24 protein-coding genes and 1 tRNA gene are annotated in these 26343 nt (G+C 70.0%); 16 read left to right on the top strand and 9 right to left on the bottom strand.

The window, feature by feature from the left end; translation table 11 throughout:
- Nucleotides 1-2 precede the first annotated feature (2 nt).
- Nucleotides 3-572, top strand: coding sequence for a hypothetical protein (locus RTL41_RS13550; RefSeq protein ID WP_312165305.1), 570 nt, complete (start codon nucleotides 3-5; stop codon nucleotides 570-572).
- On the opposite strand, the gene RTL41_RS13545 is transcribed toward RTL41_RS13550, so the two are convergent.
- Nucleotides 536-1498: an endonuclease/exonuclease/phosphatase family protein gene (locus RTL41_RS13545; protein ID WP_312165303.1), complete on the bottom strand. Its 963-nt coding sequence runs from the start codon at nucleotides 1496-1498 to the stop codon at nucleotides 536-538. The genes RTL41_RS13550 and RTL41_RS13545 overlap by 37 nt on opposite strands.
- Before the next feature lie 8 nt (nucleotides 1499-1506).
- Entirely contained in the window at nucleotides 1507-2448 is a 942-nt protein-coding gene (locus tag RTL41_RS13540; protein ID WP_312165301.1) for an endonuclease/exonuclease/phosphatase family protein, read from the bottom strand.
- A gap of 63 nt (nucleotides 2449-2511) precedes the next feature.
- Here RTL41_RS13540 and queA point away from each other — a divergent pair, with 63 nt between their 5' ends.
- Together queA and tgt are read left to right on the top strand one after the other, a co-directional pair.
- Nucleotides 2512-3588 (top strand): tRNA preQ1(34) S-adenosylmethionine ribosyltransferase-isomerase QueA, encoded by a 1077-nt coding sequence (gene queA / locus RTL41_RS13535; protein WP_312165298.1) that lies wholly within the window; start codon nucleotides 2512-2514, stop codon nucleotides 3586-3588.
- On the top strand, nucleotides 3588-4703 hold the full coding sequence (tgt, locus tag RTL41_RS13530) for a tRNA guanosine(34) transglycosylase Tgt (protein WP_312165295.1): 1116 nt from the start codon (nucleotides 3588-3590) through the stop codon (nucleotides 4701-4703). The genes queA and tgt overlap by 1 nt, the downstream gene beginning before the upstream one ends.
- On the opposite strand, the gene RTL41_RS13525 is transcribed toward tgt, so the two are convergent.
- The gene (locus RTL41_RS13525) at nucleotides 4688-5272 is read right to left on the bottom strand and encodes a hypothetical protein (RefSeq protein ID WP_312165293.1); all 585 of its coding nucleotides are present in this window, start codon (nucleotides 5270-5272) and stop codon (nucleotides 4688-4690) included. The genes tgt and RTL41_RS13525 overlap by 16 nt on opposite strands.
- A 117-nt stretch (nucleotides 5273-5389) precedes the next feature.
- On the opposite strand from RTL41_RS13525, the gene RTL41_RS13520 reads away from it, so the two are divergent.
- From RTL41_RS13520 to RTL41_RS13500, 5 genes are all read left to right on the top strand, one after another.
- A tRNA-Lys gene (locus RTL41_RS13520) sits at nucleotides 5390-5464 on the top strand.
- A 194-nt stretch (nucleotides 5465-5658) separates the two neighbouring features.
- Nucleotides 5659-6525, top strand: coding sequence for a sulfate ABC transporter permease subunit CysT (gene cysT, locus RTL41_RS13515; RefSeq protein WP_312165290.1), 867 nt, complete (start codon nucleotides 5659-5661; stop codon nucleotides 6523-6525).
- The gene (gene cysW, locus RTL41_RS13510; RefSeq protein ID WP_312165288.1) at nucleotides 6522-7364 is read left to right on the top strand and encodes a sulfate ABC transporter permease subunit CysW; all 843 of its coding nucleotides are present in this window, start codon (nucleotides 6522-6524) and stop codon (nucleotides 7362-7364) included. Before cysT ends, cysW begins: the two co-directional genes overlap by 4 nt.
- Nucleotides 7365-7380: 16 nt before the next feature.
- Nucleotides 7381-8415, top strand: coding sequence for a sulfate/molybdate ABC transporter ATP-binding protein (locus tag RTL41_RS13505; protein WP_312165287.1), 1035 nt, complete (start codon nucleotides 7381-7383; stop codon nucleotides 8413-8415).
- Between the two features lie 33 nt (nucleotides 8416-8448).
- Complete coding sequence (locus tag RTL41_RS13500; protein ID WP_312165284.1) at nucleotides 8449-8868, top strand: GNAT family N-acetyltransferase; 420 nt, start codon at nucleotides 8449-8451, stop codon at nucleotides 8866-8868.
- A 3-nt stretch (nucleotides 8869-8871) separates the two neighbouring features.
- On the opposite strand, the gene RTL41_RS13495 is transcribed toward RTL41_RS13500, so the two are convergent.
- The 3 genes from RTL41_RS13495 to RTL41_RS13485 are packed head-to-tail and all read right to left on the bottom strand — an operon-like array spanning nucleotide 8872 to nucleotide 12252.
- A complete protein-coding gene (locus tag RTL41_RS13495; RefSeq protein WP_312165281.1) occupies nucleotides 8872-9849 on the bottom strand; it encodes a transglutaminase family protein in 978 nt (325 codons plus the stop codon).
- 13 nt (nucleotides 9850-9862) lie between these two features.
- Nucleotides 9863-10795 carry an alpha-E domain-containing protein gene (locus RTL41_RS13490; RefSeq protein WP_312165280.1) on the bottom strand — a complete coding sequence of 311 codons (933 nt, stop codon included), beginning with the start codon at nucleotides 10793-10795 and terminating at the stop codon, nucleotides 9863-9865.
- Nucleotides 10792-12252: a circularly permuted type 2 ATP-grasp protein gene (locus RTL41_RS13485; protein ID WP_312165643.1), complete on the bottom strand. Its 1461-nt coding sequence runs from the start codon at nucleotides 12250-12252 to the stop codon at nucleotides 10792-10794. Before RTL41_RS13485 ends, RTL41_RS13490 begins: the two co-directional genes overlap by 4 nt.
- 252 nt (nucleotides 12253-12504) lie before the next feature.
- Between RTL41_RS13485 and RTL41_RS13480 the strand changes: the two genes are divergently transcribed.
- From RTL41_RS13480 to RTL41_RS13470, 3 genes are read left to right on the top strand one after another with little or no spacing between them, the layout of a single operon-like run.
- Nucleotides 12505-14280 carry an autotransporter assembly complex family protein gene (locus RTL41_RS13480; RefSeq protein WP_312165277.1) on the top strand — a complete coding sequence of 592 codons (1776 nt, stop codon included), beginning with the start codon at nucleotides 12505-12507 and terminating at the stop codon, nucleotides 14278-14280.
- Nucleotides 14277-18455 (top strand): translocation/assembly module TamB domain-containing protein, encoded by a 4179-nt coding sequence (locus tag RTL41_RS13475; RefSeq protein WP_312165275.1) that lies wholly within the window; start codon nucleotides 14277-14279, stop codon nucleotides 18453-18455. Before RTL41_RS13480 ends, RTL41_RS13475 begins: the two co-directional genes overlap by 4 nt.
- 2 nt (nucleotides 18456-18457) lie before the next feature.
- Nucleotides 18458-18832, top strand: a complete 375-nt coding sequence (locus RTL41_RS13470) for a hypothetical protein (RefSeq protein WP_312165273.1) — start codon at nucleotides 18458-18460, stop codon at nucleotides 18830-18832.
- On the opposite strand, the gene phhA is transcribed toward RTL41_RS13470, so the two are convergent.
- Both phhA and hspQ read right to left on the bottom strand, forming a co-directional pair.
- Complete coding sequence (phhA, locus tag RTL41_RS13465; RefSeq protein ID WP_312165271.1) at nucleotides 18829-19704, bottom strand: phenylalanine 4-monooxygenase; 876 nt, start codon at nucleotides 19702-19704, stop codon at nucleotides 18829-18831. The genes RTL41_RS13470 and phhA overlap by 4 nt on opposite strands.
- Nucleotides 19705-19820: 116 nt before the next feature.
- Nucleotides 19821-20159 carry a heat shock protein HspQ gene (gene hspQ, locus RTL41_RS13460; protein ID WP_312165641.1) on the bottom strand — a complete coding sequence of 113 codons (339 nt, stop codon included), beginning with the start codon at nucleotides 20157-20159 and terminating at the stop codon, nucleotides 19821-19823.
- A gap of 307 nt (nucleotides 20160-20466) precedes the next feature.
- On the opposite strand from hspQ, the gene RTL41_RS13455 reads away from it, so the two are divergent.
- Nucleotides 20467-21576, top strand: coding sequence for a Ppx/GppA phosphatase family protein (locus RTL41_RS13455; RefSeq protein WP_312165638.1), 1110 nt, complete (start codon nucleotides 20467-20469; stop codon nucleotides 21574-21576).
- Nucleotides 21573-22277 (top strand): RlmE family RNA methyltransferase, encoded by a 705-nt coding sequence (locus RTL41_RS13450; protein ID WP_312165269.1) that lies wholly within the window; start codon nucleotides 21573-21575, stop codon nucleotides 22275-22277. Before RTL41_RS13455 ends, RTL41_RS13450 begins: the two co-directional genes overlap by 4 nt.
- 5 nt (nucleotides 22278-22282) lie before the next feature.
- Here RTL41_RS13450 and RTL41_RS13445 read toward each other — a convergent pair whose 3' ends face one another.
- On the bottom strand, nucleotides 22283-23173 hold the full coding sequence (locus RTL41_RS13445; RefSeq protein WP_312165267.1) for a LysR family transcriptional regulator: 891 nt from the start codon (nucleotides 23171-23173) through the stop codon (nucleotides 22283-22285).
- 84 nt (nucleotides 23174-23257) lie between these two features.
- On the opposite strand from RTL41_RS13445, the gene RTL41_RS13440 reads away from it, so the two are divergent.
- The 3 genes from RTL41_RS13440 (at nucleotide 23258) to RTL41_RS13430 (ending at nucleotide 26339) form a co-directional block, all read left to right on the top strand.
- The gene (locus tag RTL41_RS13440) at nucleotides 23258-24412 is read left to right on the top strand and encodes an MFS transporter (protein WP_312165265.1); all 1155 of its coding nucleotides are present in this window, start codon (nucleotides 23258-23260) and stop codon (nucleotides 24410-24412) included.
- A 71-nt stretch (nucleotides 24413-24483) separates the two neighbouring features.
- Nucleotides 24484-25944, top strand: a complete 1461-nt coding sequence (guaB, locus tag RTL41_RS13435; protein ID WP_312165263.1) for an IMP dehydrogenase — start codon at nucleotides 24484-24486, stop codon at nucleotides 25942-25944.
- Complete coding sequence (locus RTL41_RS13430) at nucleotides 25944-26339, top strand: MAPEG family protein (RefSeq protein WP_312165261.1); 396 nt, start codon at nucleotides 25944-25946, stop codon at nucleotides 26337-26339. The genes guaB and RTL41_RS13430 overlap by 1 nt, the downstream gene beginning before the upstream one ends.
- Nucleotides 26340-26343 lie beyond the last annotated feature (4 nt).

The following is a 26343-nucleotide window of genomic DNA, read 5'->3' as shown; positions in this document are numbered from 1 at the left end:
GGGTGGCGGCGCGTTTGAAGGTCTTCGTCACCTCGGACGGCTTCACCGACTACGTCGTCGCCGCCAGCTCGCGCGCCAAGGCCCTGGCCGCCTGGGGCGCGCACCAGGACCTCTTCCAGACCGGCGGCGCGCGCGAGACCGACGATCCCGAGCTGGTGGCCGCCGCCACCGCCCGGCCTGGGGAGGTGATCCGGCGGCCGGCGACGATCACGTCCTTCGTGGCTGGCCGCAAGGGGCCGCGGGCCGCCCCGCCCTTGCCGAAATCGCCCCCTCCGAAATCGCCCCCGCCGAAGTCGCCCGCGCCCAAGGCCGCCCCGCAGCCCAGGCGGCCGCGCGGGCCGACGCCGGCCCAGCTCCGCAAGGTCGCCGAACTGGAGGCGGAGCTGGAAGCCGCCGCCGAGCAGCACGCCGCCGAACTGGCCGAAATCGCCGCGGAGAAGCGCGCCCTGGAACTGCGCCGCGACGCCAGCGAGAGCCGCTTCCTCATCCGCCGCGCCGAATTTTGCGCGAGGCGCTGCGCAAGGCCCGCCTGGCCCTACGCTGACGGCGCCAGGGTGACGATCACCGGGTAGTGGTCCGAGCCGAGCAGGGGCCCGCGTTCGATCTTCACGGTGCGCCAGCCGGGACCGGCATAGACGTGGTCGATCGGCAGGAGGCCGAACGGCAGGCCGGTTCCGGCGGGGCCGCGGTCGGCCGGCCAGGAGAACAGGGCGCGCGTGCGCCGCTCCAGGCCGAACATCTGGTCCTCGCGGCGGCGGCTGAACGACCATGGCGTGGAGTTGAAATCGCCGGTCAGGATCAGGCGGTCCTTCGGGAATTGGTCCAGCAGGCCGGCGATCACCCGGCCCTGCGCCTGTTGCCAGCCGCCGTAGATCGGCCAGGTGTAGTGGGTGCCGAAGACGCTGAACTCGCCGCGCGCGTCGTGGAACGTCGCCCCGGCGATCGGCGGGCGGATGTGGTCGGCGCTGGGCGGGACCGGCACGTCGCGGGCCACGGGCTCGGCCTTGGACAGGATCATCACGCTGCAGCGGCCGCAGCTGACATGGTAGTCGTCGAACGCCTCGCGCAGGGCCGGGCCGATCAGGGTGGCTTCCTCGATCACCAGGATGTCGGGGTCTTGGGCCCGCAGCCAGCGGATGGTCTCGGCCTGGCGGCTGTTGCGCTCCCAGGCGTTGAACTGGATCAGCTTGATCTGGCCAGGCGCGCCCTCGGCGATCGGCTCGCTTGTCGGGCGCAGATATTCGGGCATTACCATCAGGCCGGAGGCGGCGACGCCGACCGCCGAGATGGCCAGCAGCGCTGCTCGGGCTTGGCCGCGTTCGAAGACCAGGGCGTAGAGCGGCGGGACCAGCGCCAGCGCCAGCAGCAGCGGGGCGAAATGGGTCAGGACGTCCAGCCGCACGCTCCAGCGTCCGCCCTGGGCGGCCAGCGCCCAGCCGGCGCAGCCCAGGGCGAGCAGGATCATCAGGCTGGTAAGCGCCGAACGTAGGAAACGCATGTAGGCCGTCAGTTCCGCTTCAGCGCCAGGACCGCGACGACGGGGTAGTGGTCCGAGCCCAGGCGAGGCCCGCGGGCGACCGAGACCGTACGCCAGTCGGCGCCCGCATAGACATGATCGATGGGCAGGATCGCAAGCCCGAAAGGACTGTTCGCGGGCCAGGTCGAAAGGGCCCTGGTCCGGCGCTCCAGGCCCAGCGCCGCGTCCTCGCGTCGGCGGGAGAATGACCAGGGCGTCGAGTTGAAATCGCCGGCCAGGATCACCCGCGACCTGGGCTGGCCCTGCATGATCTGCTCCAGCCTCAGCCCGTTTTCGCGATGGGTCCGAACCTCCGTCGGCCAGACATAGTGCGTGCCGATCACGGTGAAGTCGCCCTGAGGGCCGGTCAGGTGCGCGATGGTGACCGCCGGCCCGAGCCCTTCACGCCCCCGGCGCGGGCCTTCGATCCGGGCGGCCGGCGCGCGGGTGAAGATCGCCACCTCGCAGGTCTTGCCGCAGGCCATCTGGCGATGCAGCCGCTGGACGACGGCGGTCTGGAACACGGCCCTGGAATCCTCGACCACCAGCACGTCCGGATCCTGGGCCGCCAGCCAGTCCAGACGCTGGTCGAGGCCCTGACTGTCCTTCGCCGCGTTGAACTGGATGAGCTTGATCTGTCCGGGCGTGTCGGCCGGCGCGCGGGGGGACGCCGGCCGCAGGAATTCGGGAAGCATCAGCGCCAGGCTCGCGATCACCGCTGCGGCGCCCAGCAGGGCGGGGGGCAGGCGCCGGTGCGCGAAGATCGCGGCGGCCAGGGTCAGGGCGCCTCCGGCCAGATAGAGCGGGGCCAGGTGCGTCAGTATGTCGAGGTGGCCGCTGATGCGTCCGCCCTGCGCCGCCGCCGCCGCAACGGCGCTAAGGGCGCCGATCGGCAGGACCACGCTGCGAAGGGCGAATCGCACAGGGCTCATGGCTCGACCTTACATGCGGCGATGCTTGACGGGTGCGCCCGCCCGTGCGCTTCAAGCGCGTCCATGCAACTCGCCGATTTCGACTTCGAACTTCCCGACGACCGCATCGCCCTGCGGCCGGTCCATCCGCGCGACGCCGCGCGCCTGCTGCTGGTCGCGCCGGGCCGGGCGCTGGAGGACCTGAGCGTCGCCGACCTGCCCAGCCAGCTCCGCGCCGGCGACGTGCTGGTGCTTAACGACACGCGGGTCATTCCCGCGCGGCTGAAGGGCCGTCGCGTGCGGGAGGGTTCGGACGTCGCCGTCGAGGCGACCCTGCACAAGCGCCTCTCGTCCTCGCGCTGGACCGCCTTCATGCGGCCGGGCAAGAAGCTCGCGCCCGGCGATCGCGTCCGGTTCGGCTCCACCGACGATCGCGCCTGCCTGCTGGGGGTGCTCGACGCGACGGTGATCGAGAAGGGCGAGGGCGGCGAGGTGACGCTGGGCTTCGACCTGGCCGGGCCCGACCTCGACGCCGCCATCGCCGAGCGGGGCGCCATGCCCCTGCCGCCGTATATCGCCGCCAAGCGCGGCGAGGACGCCCAGGACAAGGCCGACTACCAGACCGTCTATGCCGACGAGGAGGGCTCGGTCGCCGCGCCCACCGCGGGCCTGCACTTCACGCCCGAGCTGATGGCGCGGCTGGAGGCCATGGGGGTGACGCTGCGGTTCGTGACCCTGCACGTCGGGGCCGGCACGTTTCTGCCGGTGAAGACCGAAAACCTGACCGAACACCGGATGCATGCCGAATACGGCGAGGTCGACGCGGAGACCGCCGCGGCCCTCAACGCCGCCAAGGCCGCCGGCGGCCGCCTGGTCTGCGTCGGCACCACCTCCCTGCGTCTGGTCGAGAGCGCCACCGGCGAGGACGGCGTCATCCGCCCGTTCTCTGCCGAAACCTCGATATTCATCACCCCCGGCTACCGTTTCCGCGCCGCCGACGGCCTGATGACCAACTTCCACCTGCCGAAATCGACCCTGTTCATGCTGGTCAGCGCCTTCGCCGGCGTCGAAGCCATGCGCGCCGCCTACGCCCACGCCATCGCCAGCGGCTACAGGTTCTATTCCTACGGCGACGCCAGCCTGCTCTGGAGAGCCAACTAGTGGCCGCATTCCCCTTCGAGATCGCCGCCACCGAAGGCGCGGCGCGCACCGGCGTGCTCAAGACCCCGCGCGGCGAGATCCGCACCCCGGCCTTCATGCCGGTCGGCACCGCGGCGACGGTCAAGGCCCTGACCGTCGATCAGGTCCGCGCGACCGGGGCCGACATCATCCTGGGCAACACCTATCACCTGATGCTGCGCCCCACGGCCGAACGGGTGGCGCGGCTGGGCGGCCTGCACAGGTTCATGCGCTGGGACCGGCCGATCCTGACCGATTCCGGCGGCTTCCAGGTCATGTCGCTCTCGAAGATCGCCAAGGTGACCGAGGAGTCGGTAGCCTTCCAGAGTCACATCGACGGCTCCAAGCATGTCCTGACGCCGGAACGCTCCATCGAGATCCAGGCCGACCTGCTGGGCTCGGACATCGTCATGCAACTCGACGAGTGCGTGGCCTGGCCGGCGGAGGAGAAGCGGGCCGCCGAAGCCATGCGGCTCTCGGCCCGCTGGGGCGCGCGTTCCAAGGCCGCGTTCGGCGAGCGCGAGCGCCAGGCGCTGTTCGGCATCCAGCAGGGCTCGACGTTCGAGCATCTGCGCAAGGAATCGGCCGAACGGCTGATCGAGACCGGCTACGACGGCTACGCCCTGGGCGGCCTGGCGGTCGGCGAGGGGCACGAGGCGATGTGCGAGGTCCTGGACTACGCCCCGGCCATGCTGCCGGCCGATCGGCCCCGCTACCTGATGGGCGTGGGCAAGCCGATCGACCTGGTCGAGGCGGTGGCCCGCGGCGTCGACATGTTCGACTGCGTCCTGCCGACCCGGTCGGGCCGCCACGGCCAGGCCTGGACCTGGGAAGGCCCGGTCAACCTGAAGAACGCGCGCTTCGCCGAGGACGACACGCCGCTGGACGAGACCAGCGACTGTCCGGCCTCATCCCACTATTCGAAGGCCTATCTGCATCACCTGGTGAAGTCCGAGGAGATCCTCGGGCAGGTGCTGCTGTCCTGGCACAACATCGCCCACTTCCAGGCGCTGACCGCGGCCATGCGCGCGGCCATCGCCGAGGGCCGCTTCGAGCAGTTCCGCCGCGACTTCAAGGCCCGTCAGCGGACCGGATAGCGCGGCTTCAGCTCCTGGGACTTGACCGGCGTGCCGGTCAGGATGTGCGAGGGTATGGCCGGCGGCTTGCAGTTCTTGGCCTCGCCCAGGCCCTTGAGATAGGCGCGGCGCACGCCCCCCGCCGTGATGGCGGCGGTGACCATGCTGTCATGGCGCTCGGCGCCGGAGAGCTTGCGGACCCAGCCGCGGAACGGGATGACGTCGGACGCCAGTCCGGCGACGGCGCCCAGGGCCACGCCCCGGCCGCGGTCCATCAGATCGTCCTCGTCCACCGCCGGCTCGTCCAGGTCGGCGCCCAGCGCGCCGTTGAGCGGCAGAATGGCGGCGGCGATCGCGGCGCAGGTCGCCGGCTCGGGCCGCTGATAGGGGTCGGCCATCGCTTCCAGCAGCACCTGGGGAATCTTGGTCTTGATCAGGTTCACGTCGCGCAGCGGCGCGGACACGGCCCCCTGGACGCTTTCGCGATTGGCGGCCGACGTCGTCTGGATCTGGGAGGATCCGTCGGCCGGAGCCGTGACGCAGGCGCTGAGCAAGAGCAGGGGAATCGAGGCGAGTACGATCTTGCGCATGGCCCGATGCTAGCGGCAGCCGCAAGCTGTTGGAAAGCTGCAGCAGTGCTCTTGCTCCGAACCAGCCGCCCGCATATGGTCCGCGCCTCTTCGCCAGCGCCCCCGTGCGCGGCGTGCGGGCCGGTAGCTCAGTGGTAGAGCATTCGACTTTTAATCGAATGGTCGTGAGTTCGAACCTCACCCGGCCTACCAACCATCTGCCTGAGATGGTTGATGTTTCTGAAGTCTCTGGACTTCTTCCCGCATGGCCTCTGCTTAGGCTTTCGTTTCCGGGTGTCAGAAAAACTATATTGTCCATAGACCCGATGGGAATTAGCCAAGCGCATGGCCGAGACGCAGCGAACTGCGCGTCTCGGCGTTTATGCGTTTGAACCGGGGCTGTAACGATGACGGCGACCTCACGGATGGAAAGCGTCGCGTCGCGACCGCCGCTGATCCGGCGACGCTCGGCGATCCCCGGCTTCACCCTGACCATGGGCGTAACGCTTGCGATCCTTTCGCTGATCGTCCTGATCCCGTTGAGCGCGGTGGCCATAAAGGCGTCGGAGCAATCGCTGCCCGAGTTCCTCCAGGCGGCGTTCAACGAGCGGGCGATGACCGCCTATCGCCTGTCGTTCGGCGCCGCCCTGATCGCCGCGGCGATCAACGGGGTGTTCGGGCTGCTCACCGCCTGGGCGCTGGTCCGCTATCAGTTTCCCTTCAAGAGCCTGATCAACGGCGTGATCGACCTGCCGTTCGCGCTGCCGACCGCGGTGGCCGGCATCGCCCTGGCGACGCTCTACGCGCCCAACGGCTGGATCGGTTCGCTGTTCGAGCCGCTGGGGATCAAGATCGCCTATACGCCGCTGGGCGTCGTCGTCGCCCTGACGTTCATCGGCCTGCCCTTCGTGGTCCGCACCCTGGAGCCGGTGATGCGCGACCTGGCCGCCGACGTGGAGGAGGCCGCCGCCAGCCTGGGCGCGACCCGCTTCGATACGATCCTGCGGGTCATCCTGCCCGCGCTGGCCCCGGCCTGGCTGACCGGCTTCGCGCTGGCCTTCGCCCGGGCGGTGGGCGAGTACGGCTCGGTGATCTTCATCGCCGGCAACATGCCCTACAAGTCGGAGATCGCGCCGCTGCTGATCATCATCGAGCTTGAGCAATACGACTACGCCGGCGCGGCGACCATCGCGGTCGTGATGCTGGGCGTGTCGTTCCTGATGCTCTTCCTGATCAACGCCATCCAGGCCTGGGCCCGGAGGCTCGCCGCGTGAGCCGTCTGCGTCATCCCACCGAGGATCCGATCTGGGCCAAGGGACTGATCCTGGCCATCGTCGCGGTCTTCCTGGCGTCCGTGCTGATCCTGCCCATGGTCTCGGTGTTCTTCGAGGCCATGCGCAAGGGGCTTCCGGCCGCGCTGGAGGCCATCGCCAACGAGGACGCCCGCGCGGCGATCAAGCTGACCCTGATCACCGCGGCCATCACCGTGCCGTTCAACGTGGTGTTCGGGGTCTGCGCCTCCTGGGCGGTGGCGAAGTACGAGTTCCCGCTCAAGCCCTTCCTGATCACCCTGATCGACCTGCCGTTCTCGGTGTCGCCGGTGGTGGCGGGCCTGATCTATGTGCTGGTGTTCGGCGCCCAGGGGTGGTTCGGCCCTTGGCTCATCGACCACGACATCAAGATCATCTTCGCCGTGCCGGGCATCGTGCTGGCGACCATCTTCGTCACGTTCCCCTTCGTGGCCCGCGAACTGATCCCGCTGATGCAGGAGCAGGGCGTGGACGAGGAGGAGGCGGCCGTGTCGATGGGCGCCTCGGGCCTGCGCACCTTCTGGAGCGTCACCGCGCCCAACATCCGCTGGGGGCTGCTCTACGGGGTGCTGCTCTGCAATGCGCGGGCGATGGGCGAGTTCGGGGCCGTCTCCGTGGTCTCCGGCCACATCCGGGGCCTGACCAACACCATGCCGCTGCACGTCGAGATCCTCTACAACGAGTACGATTTCGTCGGGGCGTTCGCCGTCGCAGCGTTGCTGTGCTTCCTCGCGGTCGTCACCCTGGTGCTGAAGACCTTGCTTGAAATCGCCCAGCCGCCGTCGCGGCCTGGCCGCCACTGATCACGAGACGCTCCAGATGACCATTTCCATCCGCTCGGTGGAGAAGACCTTCGGCCGCTATCCGGCCCTGAACAGCGTCAGCCTGGAGATCGCCGACGGCGAGCTTCTGGCGCTGCTCGGTCCGTCGGGGTCGGGCAAGACCACCCTGCTGCGCGTGATCGCCGGCCTGGAATTCCCTGAGAAGGGCCAGGTGCTCTACGGCGAGGAGGATATGACCTTCGCCGGCGCCGCCCAGCGCCGCGTCGGTTTCGTGTTCCAGCAGTACGCTCTGTTCCGCCACATGACGGTGGCCAAGAACGTCGCCTTCGGCCTGGATGTCCGCAAGGGGGCCGCCAAGCCGAGCAAGAGCGAGATCGCCGCGCGGGTGGACGAACTGCTGCGCCTGGTCGAACTGGGCGAACTCGGCAAGCGCTATCCGGCCCAGTTGTCGGGCGGCCAGCGGCAGCGGGTGGCCCTGGCGCGGGCCCTGGCGGTCAATCCCAGCGTGCTGCTGCTCGACGAGCCGTTCGGCGCTCTGGACGCCACGGTGCGCAAGTCGCTGCGCAAGGAGTTGCGGCGCATCCACGACGCCACCGGCGTCACCACCATCTTCGTCACCCACGACCAGGAAGAGGCGCTGGAGCTGGCCGACCGCGTGGCCATTCTCAATCAGGGGGCGATCGAGCAGGTCGGCACGCCGCAGGAGATCCACGACAATCCCTCAGGCGCGTTCGTGGCCGGTTTCGTCGGCGAATCCAATCGCTTGGACGGCGAAGTCAGGGGCGGCCGGTTCCGGCTGGGCGACGTCGAGTTCGCAGCGCCGGGCCTGGCCGACGGCGGCGCGGCGGCGTTCGTGCGGCCCCACGAGCTGGAGCTGTCGCCGGCCGGCGACGGATCCTTCGCGCTGATGGTCAATCACATCGCCCCGCAAGGCGCGGTGGCGCGGATCGACGGGGTCACGCCCGGCGGCCTGCGCCTGGAGGCGGCCTTCGCCCGGCAGTCGGTGGCCGACGTGCGGCCCGGATCGCGCCTCGACGTGAGCGTCGCCCGGGCCTACGTCTTTCCGCAGTAGGGGCCGTCGAGGCCCGTCTCTGGAGGGGCCGCCGTGGAGGTTCGCCTGCTGAGCGCCGGGGATCTGGCGATCCTGGACCAGGTCGCCGACGAGGTCTTCGACGAGCGCGTCGATCCTGGGCTCTGGGCCGAGTTCCTGGCCGATCCGCGCCATCACCTGGCCGTCGCGCTGGATGGGGGCGTCGTGGTCGGCTTCGCGTCGGCGGTTCACTACGTCCACCCCGACAAGCCGCCGCAGCTCTGGATCAACGAGGTCGGGGTCGCGCCGACGCATCAGCGGCGCGGCCTGGCCCGCGCGCTGCTCGATGCGCTGCTGGCCCTGGGCCGCCGGCTCGGCTGTTCTGAAGCCTGGGTGCTGACCGACGAGGAGAACGCCGCCGCCCGCGCGGCCTATCGGTCCGTCGGCGGCGAGGAGACGACTGGGGTGGTGATGGTCACGTTTCCGCTCGGCTGACCCCTATTGCTGCTGCTGTTGCTGCTGCTGGTCGTAGGCCGGGGTTCCGGCCGGCCGGCGGCGACCGCCGCGGGCGAACGAGGGCTGGGCCATGCGGATGAACTCCGGCTCGGTCGGCGCCGCGCGGGCCCGGCGCACGGACACCCCGACCGCTAGCTGGCTCTCGGCGTCGCCCTTGTAGACCCCGCGTGACGGTGGCACGTCGTCGTAGTCGCGTCCCACCGCGGCGGCGATGTGGCGCTCTCCGGCCATGACGTTGTTGGTGGGATCGAAGCCGACCCAGCGCAGCGAGGGCAGGAACACCTCGACCCAGGCATGGGTGGCGTCGGGATCGGAGCGGTCGCCGGCCTGGCGGTCGGTGAACAGGTAGCCCGACACGTACCGCGCGGGCACGCCCCAACTGCGGCAGATCGAAATCATGATGTGCGCGAAGTCCTGGCAGACGCCGCGGCCGGCCTCCAGGGCCAGGTCGATGGGACTGTCGGCGTGCGTCACGCCCGGCTCGTAGCCGAACGAGGCGTAGATGGTCTCCGACAGCGCCTTGACGGCGCCCAGCGGATCGCGGCGCCGGAGATCGTCGATATTGTGGGCGGCGACATAGGCCCGCAGCGCCTCCGTCTCGATGGCGAAGCCGCCATGGGTGAGGAAGTCGAAGTTCTCGCCGCGCACGAAGCCGCTGCGCAGGCGGTCCCATTCTCCCATATCGAGCGCCTCGGGCAGGGCGGGCGGGACCTGGGTCTCGACGGCGGCGCTGGCCACGATCCGCAATCGGTCGTGCGGCTGGGGCACGTCGAAGTGATAGACGGCGTTGCCGAACGGGTCGGCGTAGGAGAACAACTGCGCGGCCGGATCGACTTCGAGGTCGAAGGACACCAGCCGCTGGCGCGCGGCCTTCTGCGGCTGCATCCAGACCTCCATGACGCTTTCGCGCACGGGCTCGGCATAGTGGTACTGGGTGACGTGCCGCACTTCGAGGAGCATGGATGGGGTCCTTCTAAGCCGGCAGTCGCGTTTCGAGGGAATAGGCGACGAAGGTGTCGTAGATCGACTGGTGAAGGGCCGCGCAGTCGGCCAGCACGCTGGAGATCAGGTCGCTGGCGCCGTCGAACTCGGCCATGTCGGCATACTGCAGGCGCGCCCGCAGGCGGCCGGCCAGACGCTCCGGGGCGGTGTGGCTGGTCGCCTCCGCATGACGAGCGGCGGAGCTGAGATACTCCTCGATCCGCGCCGTGCAGAACCGCATCGAGCGGGGGAACTCCTCGTCCAGCAGCAGGAACTCCAGCACCTTGCGCGGCTGCACGTCGGCGGTGAAGCGCCGCAGATAGGGCTCCAGCGCGCAGCTCATCCGCAGCACGCCCATCAGCGCCATGTGGTCGTCCGGCGTGCGGCGCACGTCGAAGCAGGCCTCGAGCAGCCGGCCGATGAGCTGCGCCCGCTCCAGGTGCACGCCCAGCAGCAGGAAACGCCAGCCCTCGCCATGGCTCATCGTGGCGTCGGCCGCGCCCTTGAAGAGGTGGAGGTCGGCGATGACCTCATGCAGGAAGGAGGATGCTCCGTCCGTGAAGGCCTGCGGCGCCTCGATCCCGGTCATCCGCAGGTGGACGAGGTTGAGCCGCTCCCAGGTCTCGGTGGTGATCTGGTCGCGCACCTGGCGGGCGTTCTCCCGCGCGCGGGACAGCGAGGAGACGATCGAGCCGCCGTCGTTGCGGTCCAGCGCCAGCATCAGGGCCAACTGGTAGGGATCGTCCGCCCGGGCCATGTCGGTGTCGCCGATGGCCGACAGCACGATGCGCGAGACCTGGCCCGCGGCCTCGTTGCGGTCGAGCGTGGCGTTCAGCATGACGTCGGACAGGCGGCACAGATGCTCGGCGCGTTCGACGTAGCGGCCGATCCAGTAGAGGCTGTCGGCGACCCGGGCGAGCATCATGGCTGGACCTCCGCCGGTGTGGATTCCAGGACCCAGGTGTCCTTCGATCCGCCGCCCTGGCTGGAGTTGACCACCAGCGAGCCCTTCTTGAGCGCCACGCGCGTCAGCGCGCCGGGGGTGACCACGATCTTCTCCCCAGACAGGATGAAGGGGCGCAGGTCCACGTGGCGCGGCTCGATCTCGCCGTCGACCAGGCAGGGCGCGGTCGAGAGCTGGATCGTCGGCTGGGCGATGTAGTTGGCCGGGTCGGCGGCGATGGCGGCGGCGAAGTCCTCGCGCTCCTGCCGGCTGGCGTGGGGCCCGATGAGCATGCCGTAGCCGCCCGAGGCGCCCACCGCCTTGACCACCAGCTTGTCGAGGTTGGCCAGCACGTGCGCCAACTGGCTCGGCTCGCGGCACAGGTAGGTTTCGATGTTCGGCAGGATCGCGTCCTCGCCGAGGTAGTAGCGGATGATCGCCGGCACATAAGCGTAGACCGCCTTGTCGTCCGCCACGCCGGTGCCTGGCGCGTTGCAGATCACCACGTTGCCGGCGCGATAGGCGTTGAACAGGCCCGCCGAGCCCAGCGCGGAATCGCGCCGGAAGGTGAGGGGATCGATGAAATCGTCGTCGACCCGGCGATAGATCACGTCGATCCGTCGCAGGCCGGTCGTGGTCCGCATGTAGACCATGTTGTCATGCACCACGAGGTCGCGGCCCTCGACCAGCGGGCATCCCATGAGGCGGGCGAGATAGGCGTGTTCGTAGTAGGCGGAGTTGTAGACCCCGGGCGTCAGCACGACGATCTGGGGATTGGGCCGCCAGTCGGCCGCCATGCTCTTCAGGGTCGCCAGCAGCAGGTCGGGATAGCGGTCGATGGCCCGCACGCCCGCCGCCCGGAACGAGCCCGGGAAGGTGCGCCGCGAGGCCTCGCGATTGGCCAGCATGTACGAGACGCCGGACGGGACGCGCAGATTGTCCTCCAGCACCGCGAACGCCCCGTCGGGCTGGCGGATCAGGTCCGAACCGCAGACATTGGCGTAGGCCTCGTGCGGGACGTAGAGGTTCTGCATCTCGCGGCGATAGGACGGCGCGCCCAGCACCAGTTCCCGCGGCACGACGCCGTCCATCAGGATCTGCTGGGCGCCGTAGATGTCGGCGAGGAACATGTTCAGCGCGCGCAGGCGCTGGGTCAGGCCCGCCTCGATCCGTTCCCATTCGGCCGCCGGAATGATCCTGGGCAACAGGTCGGTGGGGATGATCCGTTCGGTGCTGCTCTCGCCGCCATAGACGGTGAAGGTGATCCCCTGCAGCAGGAAGTAGCGCTCCAGGGTGCGCTGCCGTTCGGCCATCTCGGCGGCGGCGAGCGTGGCGATCCGTTGGTGCAGTCCGGCATAGTGCGCCCGAACCCCGCCGTCGCTGGTCAGCATCTCGTCATACGGCGTCGCGGCCGGGGAGGCCGCCATCGCGCCGACCATGCAGTCAGGGTCCTGAGTCGCTACGCCGTACTGCACTCGCCAGTCCTCTCCTGACTTCCGATGGACCGAGCTTAGGAAAGGCGGGCCCGATTGGAGCGTGATTTCGGAGGCTGCGCCCCCGGCTCGCCTTGGCGCCTAGCGATTAAGCAGCCAGGCGCCCATCATCGCGGCGCCCCCGCCGGTCAGTGGTGGGTGACAGCCGCGCGCGACGCGGGCTACACCGCTGGTTGGGGCGCTCTTGAAAGGACTGGCGTGGGACGATTGGTCGTCGCGGTCGCCGCCTCGGCGGCCATATGTGCGTCTGGTGCGGCTCGAGCGGAATCACCGCGTGCGGCCATCGAAGGCCAGCTCGACAGCGAGCTGCGCGAAGCGATCGCGCGGGCCATCGGGGAGACCGACAAGCCCATCTCCAATCGGTTCGAAGCCCGCCGCCGCGCGACCGACGCCGGCGAGGACGCCGTCGCCGTACTCCGCTCGGAAGGCTACTACGGCTACGAAGTCGATCCCGACGTGGGCGAGGGCGATCCGCCGACCGCCGTCGTCCGGGTGACGCCGGGGCCCCGCTTCACCCTGGCCGATCCGCAGATCGAGTGGATCGAACCTGCGCCGATGGAGACCGTGCAGCAGTCGGGCGAGGTGGTCATGGGCCTGGCGACCGGGGCGCCGGGCAGGGCGGTGGACGTCATCAACGCCGAAGGCCGCATCGTGGCCGCGGTTCAGAAGCGCGGCTATGCGGACGCCGCCGCGCAGCCGCGCGAGGTGATCGTCGACCATGCCGACAAGACCGTGCGGCCGACCTACAAGATCGCCGCGGGCGAACTGGTGCGCCTTGGCGGCCTCAAGATCACCGGCGAGGGCCGCAGCCGCAACGCCTGGCTGGAGAGCCTCGCGCCCTGGCGGCCTGGCGAGGTCTACGATCCCGAGGACGTCGGCGAGCTGGAGCGTCGCCTGCTCGACACCGGCGTGTACGACTCGGTCACGGTCTCCCTGGCGCCCAAGGACCAGGCCGGGCCCGACGGGCGCCGACCGATCCTGCTCAGTCTCTCCGACCGCAAGCCGCGCACTCTCGAACTGGGGGCGAGCTATTCCACCACCGAGGGCGTGGGCGCCGACGCGCGCTGGACCCGCTACAACGTCCTTGGCCGCGCCGACACCCTGGCGGTGCTCGCCCGGGCCTCGGACATCGACAGCCGCCTGGGCGCCGAGCTGACCTTGCCGCATTGGCGGCGGCCCCAGCAGTCGTTCAAGGCCGGCGGCGGGGCCTATATGAGCCGGACCGACGCCTATGACGAAACCGGCGTCGGCATCCGCGCCGACATCCAGCGGCGTTTCCGCAAGACCTCGTATGTCACCCTCGGCGCCTCGCTGGACTACGGCAAGGTCGAGGAGAAGCAGACCATCCAGGTGTCGCCCCTGGGGGAAGACCTGGTCACGCTCGCCGCCCTGGCCGCCGGCAGCCTGGATCGCTCCGACGACCCGCTGGACCCCAAGCGCGGCTGGCGGCTGGATGTCCGGGCCGAGCCGACCTACCTGATCGGCGACGAGAGCCTGGCCTATCTGAAGCTGCAGTCGCAGGCCTCGGCCTATCTGCCCTTCGGCGAGAAGGCCCGGACCGTGGTGGCCGGCCGCGCGAAGATCGGCGCGATGGTCGGCGGCAGCATCCCCGAAGTTCCGGCTTCGCGGCGGTTCTACGCCGGCGGCGGCGGCTCGGTTCGCGGCTACGCCTATCAGGCCATCGGCCCCCGATCGTTCGACAACACCCCGGAAGGCGGGATCTCTTTGCTCGAAACCTCGTTGGAGCTTCGCCAGAAGGTCGGCGAGCGCTGGGGCGTCGTCGCCTTCGTGGACGCGGGCGCGGTGGGCACGAACGAGTTCCCGACCGGCGATGACTTCAGCGTGGGGGTGGGCGTGGGCGTTCGTTACGATCTCGGCTTCGGACCCATCCGCGCCGACGTCGCGATCCCGTTGGACAAGCGCGAAGGCGACCCGTCGTTCCAGATCTATCTCAGCATCGGGCAGAGCTTTTGAGCGAGACGCCGAACGAGAGCGAAGCGGCCCAGCCGCCGTCGACCCGGAAGCCTCGCCGTCGGCGGCTGGGCTGGATGGTGCTGGTCGCCTGCGCGCTTCTGGCGGTGCTCGTGGGCCTGACCGTCCTGGCCGGGCGCTACGCGGCCCTATCGCCCCAGGGCCGCTCGTTCATCGAAACCCGCGTCAACGGCGTCAAGGTCGGCCGGTTCGGGCGGCTCTATGTCGAGGGGCTGAGCGGCGACGTCTGGCGTGACTTCAGCGTGAAGCGCCTGCAGATCCGCGACCCCAAGGGCGTATGGATCGAGGGGCGCAACCTGCGTCTGACCTGGACGGTCTCGCAGATCCTGCAGCGGCGCTTCCATGCCAGCCGCATTACGGCCGAGCACATCACGGTCTACCGGCAGCCCGTCACCGAGGCGAAGCAGCCGTCGGAAGGCATGCCCATCGACATCGTGATCGACCGCGCGCGCGCGCGGGTCGAACTGATGCCTGAACTCGCCCGCACCCGCGGCGTGTATGACGTCGACGCTGCGGTCCACCTGATGCGCCGTAACGGCGGGCAGAAGGGCGCGGTGGCGGCCGCTAGCGTCCTCCATCCCGGCGATCATCTGAAGGCGAAGTTCGACTTCGGCGGCGCTCGCCCCCTGCTGGTCGAGGCGGACGCGCGCGAGGCTCAGGGCGGGGCGCTGGCCGGCGCGCTGGGCCTTGCGCCCGACCAGCCCTTCCTTCTGCACATCCGGGCCAATGGCGTGGAGTCGCGCGGCAAGTTCACGGCCATCGCCAATGTCGGGGCGACGCGGCCCGTCGATGCGTCCGGCGCCTGGGGGCCCGAGGGCGGCTCGGCCCAGGGGCGCGTGGAGCTGTCGGCGTCGACCCACACGCAGTCGCTCGTCGCGCGGCTGGGCCCGGAGGTCCGGTTCGCGATCACCGGCCGCAAGGCGCCGCAGGAACTGTTCGACCTCGACGCGACCCTGACCTCCGACAACGTGGCCGTGACCGCCAGGGGCAAGGCTAATCTGGGCAAGCGGCGGGCGGGGCCGCAGGGCGTCGCGGTGGTCGCTTCGGCCGGGGAGTTGTCCAAGGTGACCGGCGGACCATCCATGGGGCCTGCGCGCATCGAGGGCGTGCTGACCGGAAACGCCGACAACCTGCGGTTCGCCGGCACGGCGGACCTCGCCCGCATCAAGTTTGGCGAGTACGACCTCGACCGGGTGTCTGGGCCTTTCGAGTTCACCCGCAAGGCCAAGGTGCTGGCGATCAATGGCCGCCTGGCGGGCGCGGGGGGGCGTGGGACGGGCCTGGCCGCTGCGCTGCTGGGCGCCAGGCCGACCGCGGCCTTCGACGCCGCGCGCCTGGCGGACGGACGCCTGCTGCTGCGCGAGGTCGAGGCGGCCGGCGCCGGCCTGAAGGTCGACGCCAGCGGCGGGCGGAGCCTGCTCGGCGGCCTCAACTTCAAGGGCAAGGCGGCGTTCTCGAACCTGGCCGCGGCGCGGTCGGGAGCCAGCGGCGCGCTCATCGCCGACTGGTCCGCGAACCAGGGCGGGGCGGGCAAGCCCTGGAACCTGACCCTGGACGCCAGGGGCGCCAAGTTCGCGTCGGGCTTCTCCGAGCTGGACCGGCTGCTGGGGGAAACGCCCAGGCTCCAGGCCCGGGCCGAGGTGGCGGGACGCCAGGTGTCGATCTCCAGCGGCGCGCTCGACGGCGCGGCGATCAATGCGACGACCGCCGGCGTGCTCGACCAGGACGGCGACATGCGGTTCAAGCTGGACTGGTCGGCGACCGGGCCGTTCCGGGCCGGCCCCGTGGAGATCACCGGCAAGGCCAGCGGGACCGGGGCGATCACCGGCACGCCGTCCGCGCCGCGCGCCGACCTGCTGGCCGACATCGAGGCCATCGACCTGCCGCGCCTGCCGCTCAAGACCGCCCACCTGACCCTGAGCTTCATGCGCGGCGAGGGGGGCTCCAGCGGCGTCGTCGCCCTGACCGCCGCCAGCGAATACGGCCCCGCCGCCGCCCGCTCGGCGTTCGGCTTTCCGCGCGGCGGCGTGGATCTGTCCGACCTGTCGGTGGACGCGGGCGGGTTGACGGCGACGGGCGCGGTGTCGCTGCGCCGGGCGACGCCGTCGGCCGCCGATCTCAAGGTCCGGGTCGTCAAGGGCGCCTTCCTGGACGGCGGGGTCGTCGCCGGCGCGGTGAAGATCGTCGATGCGGCCGGCGGGCCTCGCGCCAGCCTCAACCTGACCGCCAACGACGCCGTCCTGCCGGGCGCGCGCATCGCCCTCCGCAACGGTGTGATCACCGCCGACGGGCCGCTGTCGAGGCTGCCCTATCAAGCGCGTCTGCAAGGGGTGTCGTCGAGCGACCGCTGGAGGCTCGACGGCGGCGGCACGCTCTCGACCGGCGACGGCTACGAGCTGGCCTTCACCGGCGGCGGCGCGTTCGGTCGCCGGGAGGTGAAGACCGTCGAGCCGGTCGTGCTGCGGTTCGGCGGGCCCGAGCGCAGCGCCCGCCTGCGGCTGCTGGCCTCCGACGGCGGCCGCATCGACCTTGATGCAAGCCTGACCAAGGACAGCGCCGACATCCACGCCCAAGTCCAGCAACTGGGCCTGGGGCTGGTCAATTCCGACCTCACGGGCAGGGCCGACGCGACCCTGACCCTGACGGGCCGGGGCGGGCGGCTGGACGGCATGCTCGACGCCAAGCTGGACGACGCGCGCAGCCGCGGGTCGCCCCGCGAGCTGGGCCTGGACGGCGACTTCAAGGTGAAGCTGGCCGGCGACTCGATGGAACTCGACGCGGCGGTGACCAACGAGCATGGCCTGCGCGCCAACGCCGAGCTGGTGCTGCCGGCCGAGACCAGCGCCAGCCCGTTCCGGATCGCCATCGTTCGCACACGGCCGATGCGCGGAACCTTCTTCGCGGACGGCGAGGTCAAGCCGCTCTGGGACCTGCTGGTCGGCGGCGAGCGCGAACTCGCAGGCCATGTGCGCATGCAGGGCACGCTGAGCGGTTCGCTGGCCGATCCGCGCGCCGTGGGCCAGGCCCAGGTCGACGAGGGGCGTTTCTCGGACGGCGCGACGGGCCTGGTCCTGACCAATGTCGTCTTGCGCGCCACGCTGGCCGACAATGCGGTCAACATCGTCGAGGCGACCGGCGCCGACGGCCATGGCGGCTCGCTCGCCGGTTCGGGCCGGCTCAGCCTGCTGCGTAACGGGGCCTCGACCTTCAAGCTCGACCTGAAGAACTTCCGGCTGATCGACAACGACCTGGCCACCGCTTCGGCTTCCGGCCAGGCGCTGCTGGATCGCGGGGCCGACGGCAATGTGCGCCTGGCGGGCGACCTGATCATCGATCGCGCCGACGTCGCCGCCAAGATTTCGGGCGGATCGGGCGTGGTCAACATGGACGTCATCGAGCGCAACAAGCCGACCGACCTCTCCGGCTCGCTGCAGCCCGTCGTCCGCCGCGGGCCGGCCATGACGCTCGACGTCACGCTGAAGGGGCCCCGGCGCATCTATCTGCGCGGCAAGGGCCTGGACGTGGAGCTGTCGATCGACGCCAAGGTCGGCGGCACGACCGCGCGGCCGACCCTGTCGGGCACGGCCCGGGTGGTGCGCGGCGAATACGACTTCGCCGGCAAGCGCTTCGAGTTCGACGATCGCGGGGTGGTCTATCTGGCGACCTCGCCGCAGGCGATCCGCCTGGACCTGTCGGCGACGCGCGATGATCCCTCGCTGACCGCGGTGGTGAGGATCCGCGGCACCGCGGCCAAGCCCGAGATCACCCTGACCTCGGTGCCGACCCTGCCCAATGACGAGGTGCTGTCGCAGGTCCTGTTCGGCCGCTCGGCCTCGCAGCTTTCGCCCCTGGAGGCGGCGCAACTGGCCTCGGCCCTGTCGTCGCTGGCCGGCGGCGGCGGTTTCGACGTGGTCGGCAACCTGCGCAGCTTCGCCGGCCTCGACCGCCTGGCCCTGGCGGGGGGCGATGAGTCCGGCGTCACCGTCTCCGGCGGCAAGTACCTGACGGAAGACGTCTATCTGGAAATCTCAGGCGGCGGCCGCGAGGGCCCCTCGGCGCAGGTCGAGTGGCGCTTCGGGCGCAACCTCTCCATCATCTCCAAGCTCGCCAGCCAGGGCGACGGCAAGCTCGCGGTCCGCTGGCGTAAGGACTACTGACCATGCGACGGATCTTCCTCGTGCTGCTCGCGCCGCTCGCCCTGGCGGGCTGCGAGAAGCCGCTCACCGCCCCGACCAATCCGGGCGTCTGCTGGCGCCTGGCGCAGGGCATGAACGGGAAGCCGGACTTCCGCCCGATCGCGCCCGACATCGACACCCTGGAGAACTGCGCCGCCCGGCTCGAGGGCATGCGGATGGTCAGCGGCCAGCCGATCACCGGCGCATTCCAGGGGCGCTTCATCTATGTCGCCGACGAGGACATCACCGTCGCCTCCGGCCCCAAGGCCCAGCGCTACCGGGTGTTCACGCCGGCCCAGCGGCTGGAGGTGCAGAAGGGCATCCAGACCCTGCTGGACCGGGAGAAGGCGGGCGGCTAGCGCCCCGCCGGCCGTCCGCCGGCGTTCGCATAGGCCTGGGTTCCGCAGGTGAAGATGCGGTCGCCGGGTTCCATGGCGTCGATGGCGATGTCGGGCGCGGCGGCCAGGCGTTCATAGATGGCCGAGAAATCGGCCAGGGTCGTCTCCCGCAGCGCCTTCAGCGAGGGAATGACGAAGTAGATCTGCTGGAAATCGTCGATCCGGTAGGGCGTGCGCATCACCCGCTCCAGGTCGAAGCCGATCCGGTTGGGCGAGGGATCGTCCAGGGCGAAGATCGATTCCGCGTGGCTCGAGACGATGCCGGCCCCATAGATCCGCAGGCCCTTGGGCGTCTCCATCAGCCCGAACTCCACCGTGTACCAGTAGAGCCGCGCCAGGTTGTGCAACTGACCGCGGCCCAGCGCCTTCAGCCCGCCCTGGCCATAGGCCTGCATGTAGTCGGCGAAGATCGGATCGGTCAGCATCGGCACATGGCCGAACACGTCGTGGAAGACGTCGGGCTCCTGCAGGTAGTCGAGTTCGTGCGGCTTGCGGATGAACCGCCCGGCCGGAAAGCGCCGATTGGCCAGGTGTTCGAAGAAGACGTCGTCGGGGACCAGCCCGGGCACGGCCACGACGCTCCAGCCGGTCAGCCGCTGCAGCTCTTGGTTGATCCGCTCGAAATCGGGGATGCCGCCGCGGTGCAGGTCCAGGGCCTGCATCCCGTTGAGGAAGGCGTCGCAGGCGCGTCCGGGCAACAGCTCCGCCTGGCGGGCGTAGAGCGTCATCCAGACCTCATGCTCGGCCGGTGCATAGCTCGCCCAGTCCTGGTCGATCGTCCAATCGGGCCGCGCGCCAGGGGGCGGGGCGGCGGAAAAACCATCTGCGCTCATGGCGTCAGAATGGGCGTGAAACCGCGAAAGTTCCGTTCGAACTATGCGGGGGTTTCGCGGTTCGGCGGATAAAGTTTGCGCCTAGCCCGCGCGAGCCGGAACGTCCTTGCTGCGCCTCAGTGGCTGATGCGCGGCCGCAGCACGTAATGGCCTTCCTGGAAGGATTCGAAGATCAGCGACGCCTGCGGGTGGCCGACGGGCTCGCCGCTTTCGTCCGGCATCAGGTTCTGCTCGGAGACATAGGCCACGTAGGCGTTCTCCTCGTTCTCGGCCAGCAGGTGGTAGAACGGCTGGTCCTTGCGAGGGCGGATCTCCTCGGGGATCGACAGCCACCACTGTTCGGTGTTGGCGAAGGTCGGGTCCACGTCGAAAATGACGCCGCGGAACGGATAATGGCGATGCCGCACCACCTGTCCGATGGCGTACTTGGCCAGGCGCGGCTCGGCGAGCACCATCGGGGGCGCCACCAAGTCCCGTCCGCTTTTTTCAATTCGAGCGTCCATAAAACCGACTCTAGACCCCGGCGCCTAACTGGGAGGTGAACGTACTGCTCATCGCCGCGTGTGCAAGGGCGCGCCTTCCGAGAGGCGAACGGCCTTGCTACAGTCGCCTGTGAAACGAGGCGTCTTTGTAGGCGTCTGCAAGGGACGGATGACGGTCCATGAGGGTGGCGCTGTTGAGCGTGTTCGGAACGAGCGCGCTCCAAGGCCTTGATTTGCAAGCGTTCTGGTCACCTTTCCGGTGACCGCAACACTTGACCGGATAAACGCAGCCGCGACCAGGAAGAGCCAGGTCGCACCCCCGGCGGATTCGCCGTGCTATGGCGCGCTCGATCTGGGTACGAACAATTGCCGCCTGCTGATCGCCACCCCGTCGGGACGCGGATTTCGCGTGGTGGAAGCCTATTCGCGCATTGTTCGGCTGGGCGAGGGGCTCTCCCAGACCGGGCGACTATCTGACGCAGCCATGGAACGGGCGCTCGCGGCGCTGAAGGTGAGCGCCGAGAAGGTGCGTCGCCGCAAGGTCGTCAAGATCAAGGCGATCGCCACCCAGGCCTGCCGCGCGGCGGAGAACGGCAAGGAGTTCGTGGCCAGGGTCGCGGCCGAAACCGGCCTCAACCTCCAGATCATCACCCCGCGGGAGGAGGCGCACCTCTCCGTGGCCGGATGCCTCAACCTGCTGGATCGCAAGGCCGAGGCCGCGCTGGTGGTTGATGTCGGCGGCGGCTCCACCGAACTGTCCTGGGTCGACCTGACGGCCGGCGGGCTGGAGACCGAGCTTGGCAAGTTCTCGGCCGCCCAGTTGCCGATCAAGGCCTGGCTGTCGATCCCGATCGGCGTCGTGACCCTCGCCGAGCGCTTTCCGGAGGGCGAGAGCCCCACCGAAGGCTGGTATCGCGCCATGGTCGAGGCGGTGAAGGACCATCTGCGCGCGTTCAGCCACGCCGACGAGCTGCGCCCGATCTTCGACGCCGGGCGCGCGCATCTCGTCGGCACCTCCGGCGCGATCACCAGCCTGGCGGGCATGCACCTGGGCCTGCGGCGCTATGACCGCAGCCTGGTGGACGGGATCTGGATGAGCCGCGACCAGTGCGACGCCGCCGCCCAGATGCTGCTCGACCTGAGCCCGCAGGAGCGGGCGGGCCAGCCGTGCATCGGTCCCGACCGCGCCGACCTGGTGCTGGCGGGAGCCGCGATCCTCCAGGCGGTGCAGGAGCTGTGGCCCTGCACGCGGGTGCGCGTGGCCGACCGCGGCCTGCGCGAGGGCATCCTGATGTCGCTGATGTCGGGGGCCGGAAAGCGCAAGCGTCGACGGCGTCGGCGGCGCGGCCGTGGATCGGGCGCCGGTTCCGCTGTAAACGCCTTTGAATGAGCGAACCTCCCCGCAAGCGCATGGTCAAGCCGCCGACAGGCGGACTGGAAGAGGGCCGGGGCAAACCCGCCCGCCTGAAGACGGCCAAGGATCGCACGCCGTCCCAGCAGGCCTGGCTGAACCGGCAGATCAACGACCCCTTCTCGGCCAAGGCCCGGGCCCATGGCTATCGCAGCCGCGCGGCCTACAAGATGACCGAGCTCGACGACCGGCTGAGGCTGCTGAAGCCCGGCGCGCGGGTCATTGACCTGGGCCTGGCGCCCGGCGGCTGGACGCAGGTGGCCATCGAGCGCGGCGTCACCAACATCGTCGGCGTCGACCTGCTGCCGGTCGATCCGCTGCCGCCGGCCCACATCCTGGAGATGGACTTCACCGATCCGGCCTGTGGTCCGATGCTGATCGAGCTGCTCGGCGGGCGGCCCGACGTGGTGCTCTCTGACATGGCGCCCAACACCGTGGGCCACAAGCGCACCGACCACCTGCGGATCATGGGGCTGATCGAGGCCGCCGCCGACTTCGCCATCGGCGTGCTGAAGCCCGGCGGCGCGTTCGTCGCCAAGGCTTTCCAGGGCGGCGAGACCTCCGAGGTGATCGCCCAGCTCAAGCGCCACTTCAGCGACGTGAAGAACATCAAGCCCAAGGCGAGCCGGGCCGACAGTTCCGAGGTCTATCTGGTGGCGACGGGCTTCAAGGGCGGCTGAGCCGCTCAGGCGGGCGGGGGCGGGGTCTTGGCCCCTTCCGCCGCCAGCCAGGTCCTGAACTGGTCCAGCGCCCGGCTGCTGACCCCCGGCGCGGCGAGCAGCGCAAAGGCGCTCTCGGCTTTGCGAAACCCATAGGGCGCGACCAGGCGGCCGGCGCGCACATAGTCGGCCACCAGCGGCCAGGGCATCACCGCTACGCCCAGGCCGGCGATGGCGGCGTCCAGCGCGAAGTGCAGGTGCGCGAACGGCTGCTCCTGGCCCGGCGGCAGCTCGACTCCGGCCAGCGCGGCCCAGATCGCCCAGCCTTGCGGATGGGTCTGCGCCATCAGCCGCGGCGCCTTCAGCAGATCGCCTCCGAACCGCTCGGCCAGTCCAGGCGACATCACCAGCCCCAGATGGCTCTGGATCAGCGGCGTGGCCCCGGCCTCGGCCAGCCGGCTGGTCGGCACGATGCGGACCACCGCGTGCGCGCCGCGGTACGACGTGGCGTGCGACGGCAATTCGGCGAGCTGCAGGTTCACGTGCGGGTGCGAGGCGGTGAAGCCGCCCAGCCGCGGGATCAGCCACTTGACCGAGACGCTGGCGTTCACGGCGACCAGCAGGTCCTCGCCGCTGGCGCGCACCTGGCGCACCGCCGTGGCGATCTGGTCGAAGGCGCCGGTCAGGGCCGGCAGCAGGTCGCGCCCGGCCTGGGTCAGCTCCAGCCGGTGCTTGGGCCCCGTGAACAGCCGGACGCCCAGCGCCGCCTCCAGCGCCTTCACCTGGCGGCTCACGGCGCTGTGGGTGACGTGCAGCTCCTCGGCCGCCAGGGTCGCGCGGCCGGTCCGCGCCATCGCCTCGAAGGCGCGCAGGGCGTTCAGCGACGGCAGGGCGCCGGACGTGAGATTTTCGAACATAGTGCGTCGATTATATCGTTTTCCTCAAATCGCCAATGAGCGCACAAGCTCGCCATGTCGGGAGCGCCTCAACCCAAAGCCGCTGTGACCCTGGTCTTGGGGCTTGGCCAACTGGTCGCCTTCGCTTCGAGCTTCTATCTGCTGGGCGTGCTCGGCGATCCCATCGCCGCCGACCTGGCGCTGCCGCCGACCTTCGTCTTCAGCCTGATGTCGGTGGCCATGGTGGTCACGCCCCTGGTCGCCGGGCCCTATGGCCGCTGGATGGACGCCCACGGCGGCAAGGGCGTGCTGCTGCTCTCCAACCTCATCTTCGCCGCCGGGCTGGGGGTCCTGGCCCTGGCCCAGGGCGGCCTGACGATCACGCTCGCGATCCTGGTCATCGGGCTGGGCATGGCGATCGGCATGTACGGCACGCCCTTTGCGATCCTGGTGTCGCTCTATGGCGAGGCGGCGCGGCGGCCGATCACCGGCGTGGCCCTGCTGGGCGGATTGGGCTCGACCATCGGCTGGCCGCTGACCTTGCATTTCGAGCAGACGATCGGCTGGCGCGGCGCCTGCGTCGCCTGGGCGGGCGCCCACCTGGCCTTGATGCCGCTCGCCGCCCTCGCGGTTCCCAAGGTCGAGGGCAGGGCCGCGGGCGAGGCGCACGCGGGCGCGGGCGATCCGGTGGTCTGGGACCGCCGGATGGTGCAGATGGCCGTGCTGTTCGCCTGCTCGTGGTTCGTCTCGACCAGCATGAGCAGTCATCTGCCCAGGCTGCTGGCGGCGTTCGGCCTGACCCCGGCCAAGGCCGCCGCGATCGCCGGCCTCACGGGCCTTGCCTCGGTGACCGTGCGGTTCGCCGAGTTCACCGTCTTGCGCCGCTTTCGCCCGCTGATCGCGACGCGGGCGGCGACGCTCATGCACCCGCTGGGCGCCATGGGGCTGTTCGCCCTGGGCGAGCGGGGCGCGCCGCTGATGGCGCTCGGGCACGGGGCGGGCAGCGGCATGCTCACGGTGGCCAAGGGCGTCCTGCCGCTCAGCCTCTACGGCCCGGCGAACTACGCCTATCGCTCGGCCCGCCTGTCGCGGCCCGCGCAGATCGTGCAGATCGGCGGTCCGGCCCTCTACGCACTGGCCCTGGCCGAGTCGCCAAGGGCCGCCCTGGTCCTTTCCGCGGGCCTCTGCCTGGTCATGTTCGCCATGACTTTCGGCCTCCAGACCCATTCCAAACCCCAGAAGGAGCACGCTGCGGCATGATTACGCTCGATCCAGCCCTTGCCGGGGGCGCCCGAGAGGGCTTATACGCGGCTCGCAAAATGGAGCCTTACATGGACATTCGCGAAGGTCTCACCTTCGACGACGTTTTGCTGGAACCGGGCGCATCCGACGTGATGCCCACCCAGGTGGACACCGCCACCAAGTTCACCCGCGAAATCAGTCTCAATATCCCCCTCGTGTCCTCCGCCATGGACACGGTCACCGAGAGCCGCCTGGCCATCGCCATGGCCCAGGCCGGCGGTCTGGGCGTGCTGCACCGGAACCTCACCATCGAGGACCAGGCCGACCAGGTCCGCGAGGTGAAGCGATACGAAAGCGGGATGGTCATCAACCCGCTGACCATCAACCCGGAAACGACGCTGCGCGAGGTTCGCGAGATCAAGGCGCGCCGCAAGATCTCCGGCTTCCCGGTGGTCGAGCCGGGCACCGGCAAGCTGGTCGGCATCCTGACCAACCGCGACATGCGGTTCGAAGGCAGCGACGACATCCCGGCCAAGGAACTGATGACCAAGGACAACCTCATCGTTGTCCGCGAAGGCGTCAGCCAGGCCGAGGCGCGCGAGCTGCTGCGCAAGCACAAGATCGAACGCCTGATCGTCGTCGACGAGGCCTATCACGCCGTCGGCCTGATCACGGTCAAGGACATGGAGAAGGCCCAGGCCTATCCGGCCGCGGCCAAGGACGCCCAGGGGCGCCTGCTGGTCGGGGCGGCCTCGACGGTCGGCGACGCCGGCTACGAACGCTCGATGGCCCTGGTGGACGCCGGCGTGGACGTGGTGGTGATCGACACCGCCCACGGCCACAACGCCGACGTCGCCAAGGCGGTCGGCCGTCTGAAGCGCGAGACCAACCGCGTGCAGATCGTCGCCGGCAACGTCGCCACCTACGAAGGGGCGCGCGCCCTGATCGACGCCGGCGCCGACGCCGTGAAGGTCGGCATCGGCCCGGGCTCGATCTGCACCACCCGCATCGTCGCGGGCGTGGGCGTGCCGCAACTGACCGCGATCGCCGACGCCGTCCGCGCCGCCAAGGGCACGGACGTCCCGGTCATCGCCGACGGCGGCATCAAGTACTCGGGCGACCTGGCCAAGGCGCTGGCCATGGGCGCGCACGTGGCCATGATGGGATCGGCCTTCGCCGGCACCGACGAGGCGCCGGGCGAGGTGTTCCTGTACCAGGGCCGGTCCTACAAGGCCTATCGCGGCATGGGCTCGCTGGGCGCCATGGCCAACGGCTCGGCCGACCGCTACTTCCAGAAGGAGGTCTCGGCCCTGAAGCTGGTGCCCGAGGGCATCGAGGGCCAGGTCGCCTACAAGGGGCCGATCGGGGCCATCCTGCACCAGATGGTCGGCGGCCTGCGGGCGGCGATGGGCTATGTGGGCGCCGGCGACCTCGAGACCTTCCGCAACAAGGCGCGGTTCATCCGCATCACCGGCGCGGGGCTCCGCGAGAGCCACGTCCATGACGTGATGATGACCCGCGAGTCGCCGAACTATACGAGCCCGGTCTGATGACCATGGCCGTCGAACTGAAGCTGCTGGGCGTGGCCGTGATCATCGGCCTGGTCCAGATGCTCTGGGCGGCGGCCGCGGCTCGGCGCCAGCAGGGCCTGAAGTGGGCGGCCGGACCGCGGGACGAGCCGCGGCCGATCGCCGGGGCGGCGGCGCGGCTCGACCGCGCCTTCGCCAACTTCAAGGAAACCTTCCCGCTGCACGCCGTGGCGGTGATCGTGGCCTATCTGGCGGCCAGGCTGGGCGACCTGACCCTGTGGGGCTCCGTGCTCTACGTGGTCGGGCGCGCCCTGCATCCCATCGCCTACGTCCTGAACGTGCCCTACCTGCGGACGCTGGTCTGGTTCGTCGGTTTCGTCGGCACCCTGGCGGTCGTGGCCGCCATCTTCCTATGACTGT

The organism is Phenylobacterium sp., assembly GCF_031984885.1.
GTDB lineage: Bacteria > Pseudomonadota > Alphaproteobacteria > Caulobacterales > Caulobacteraceae > Phenylobacterium.
This window is presented reverse-complemented; position numbering and strand designations above follow the sequence as displayed.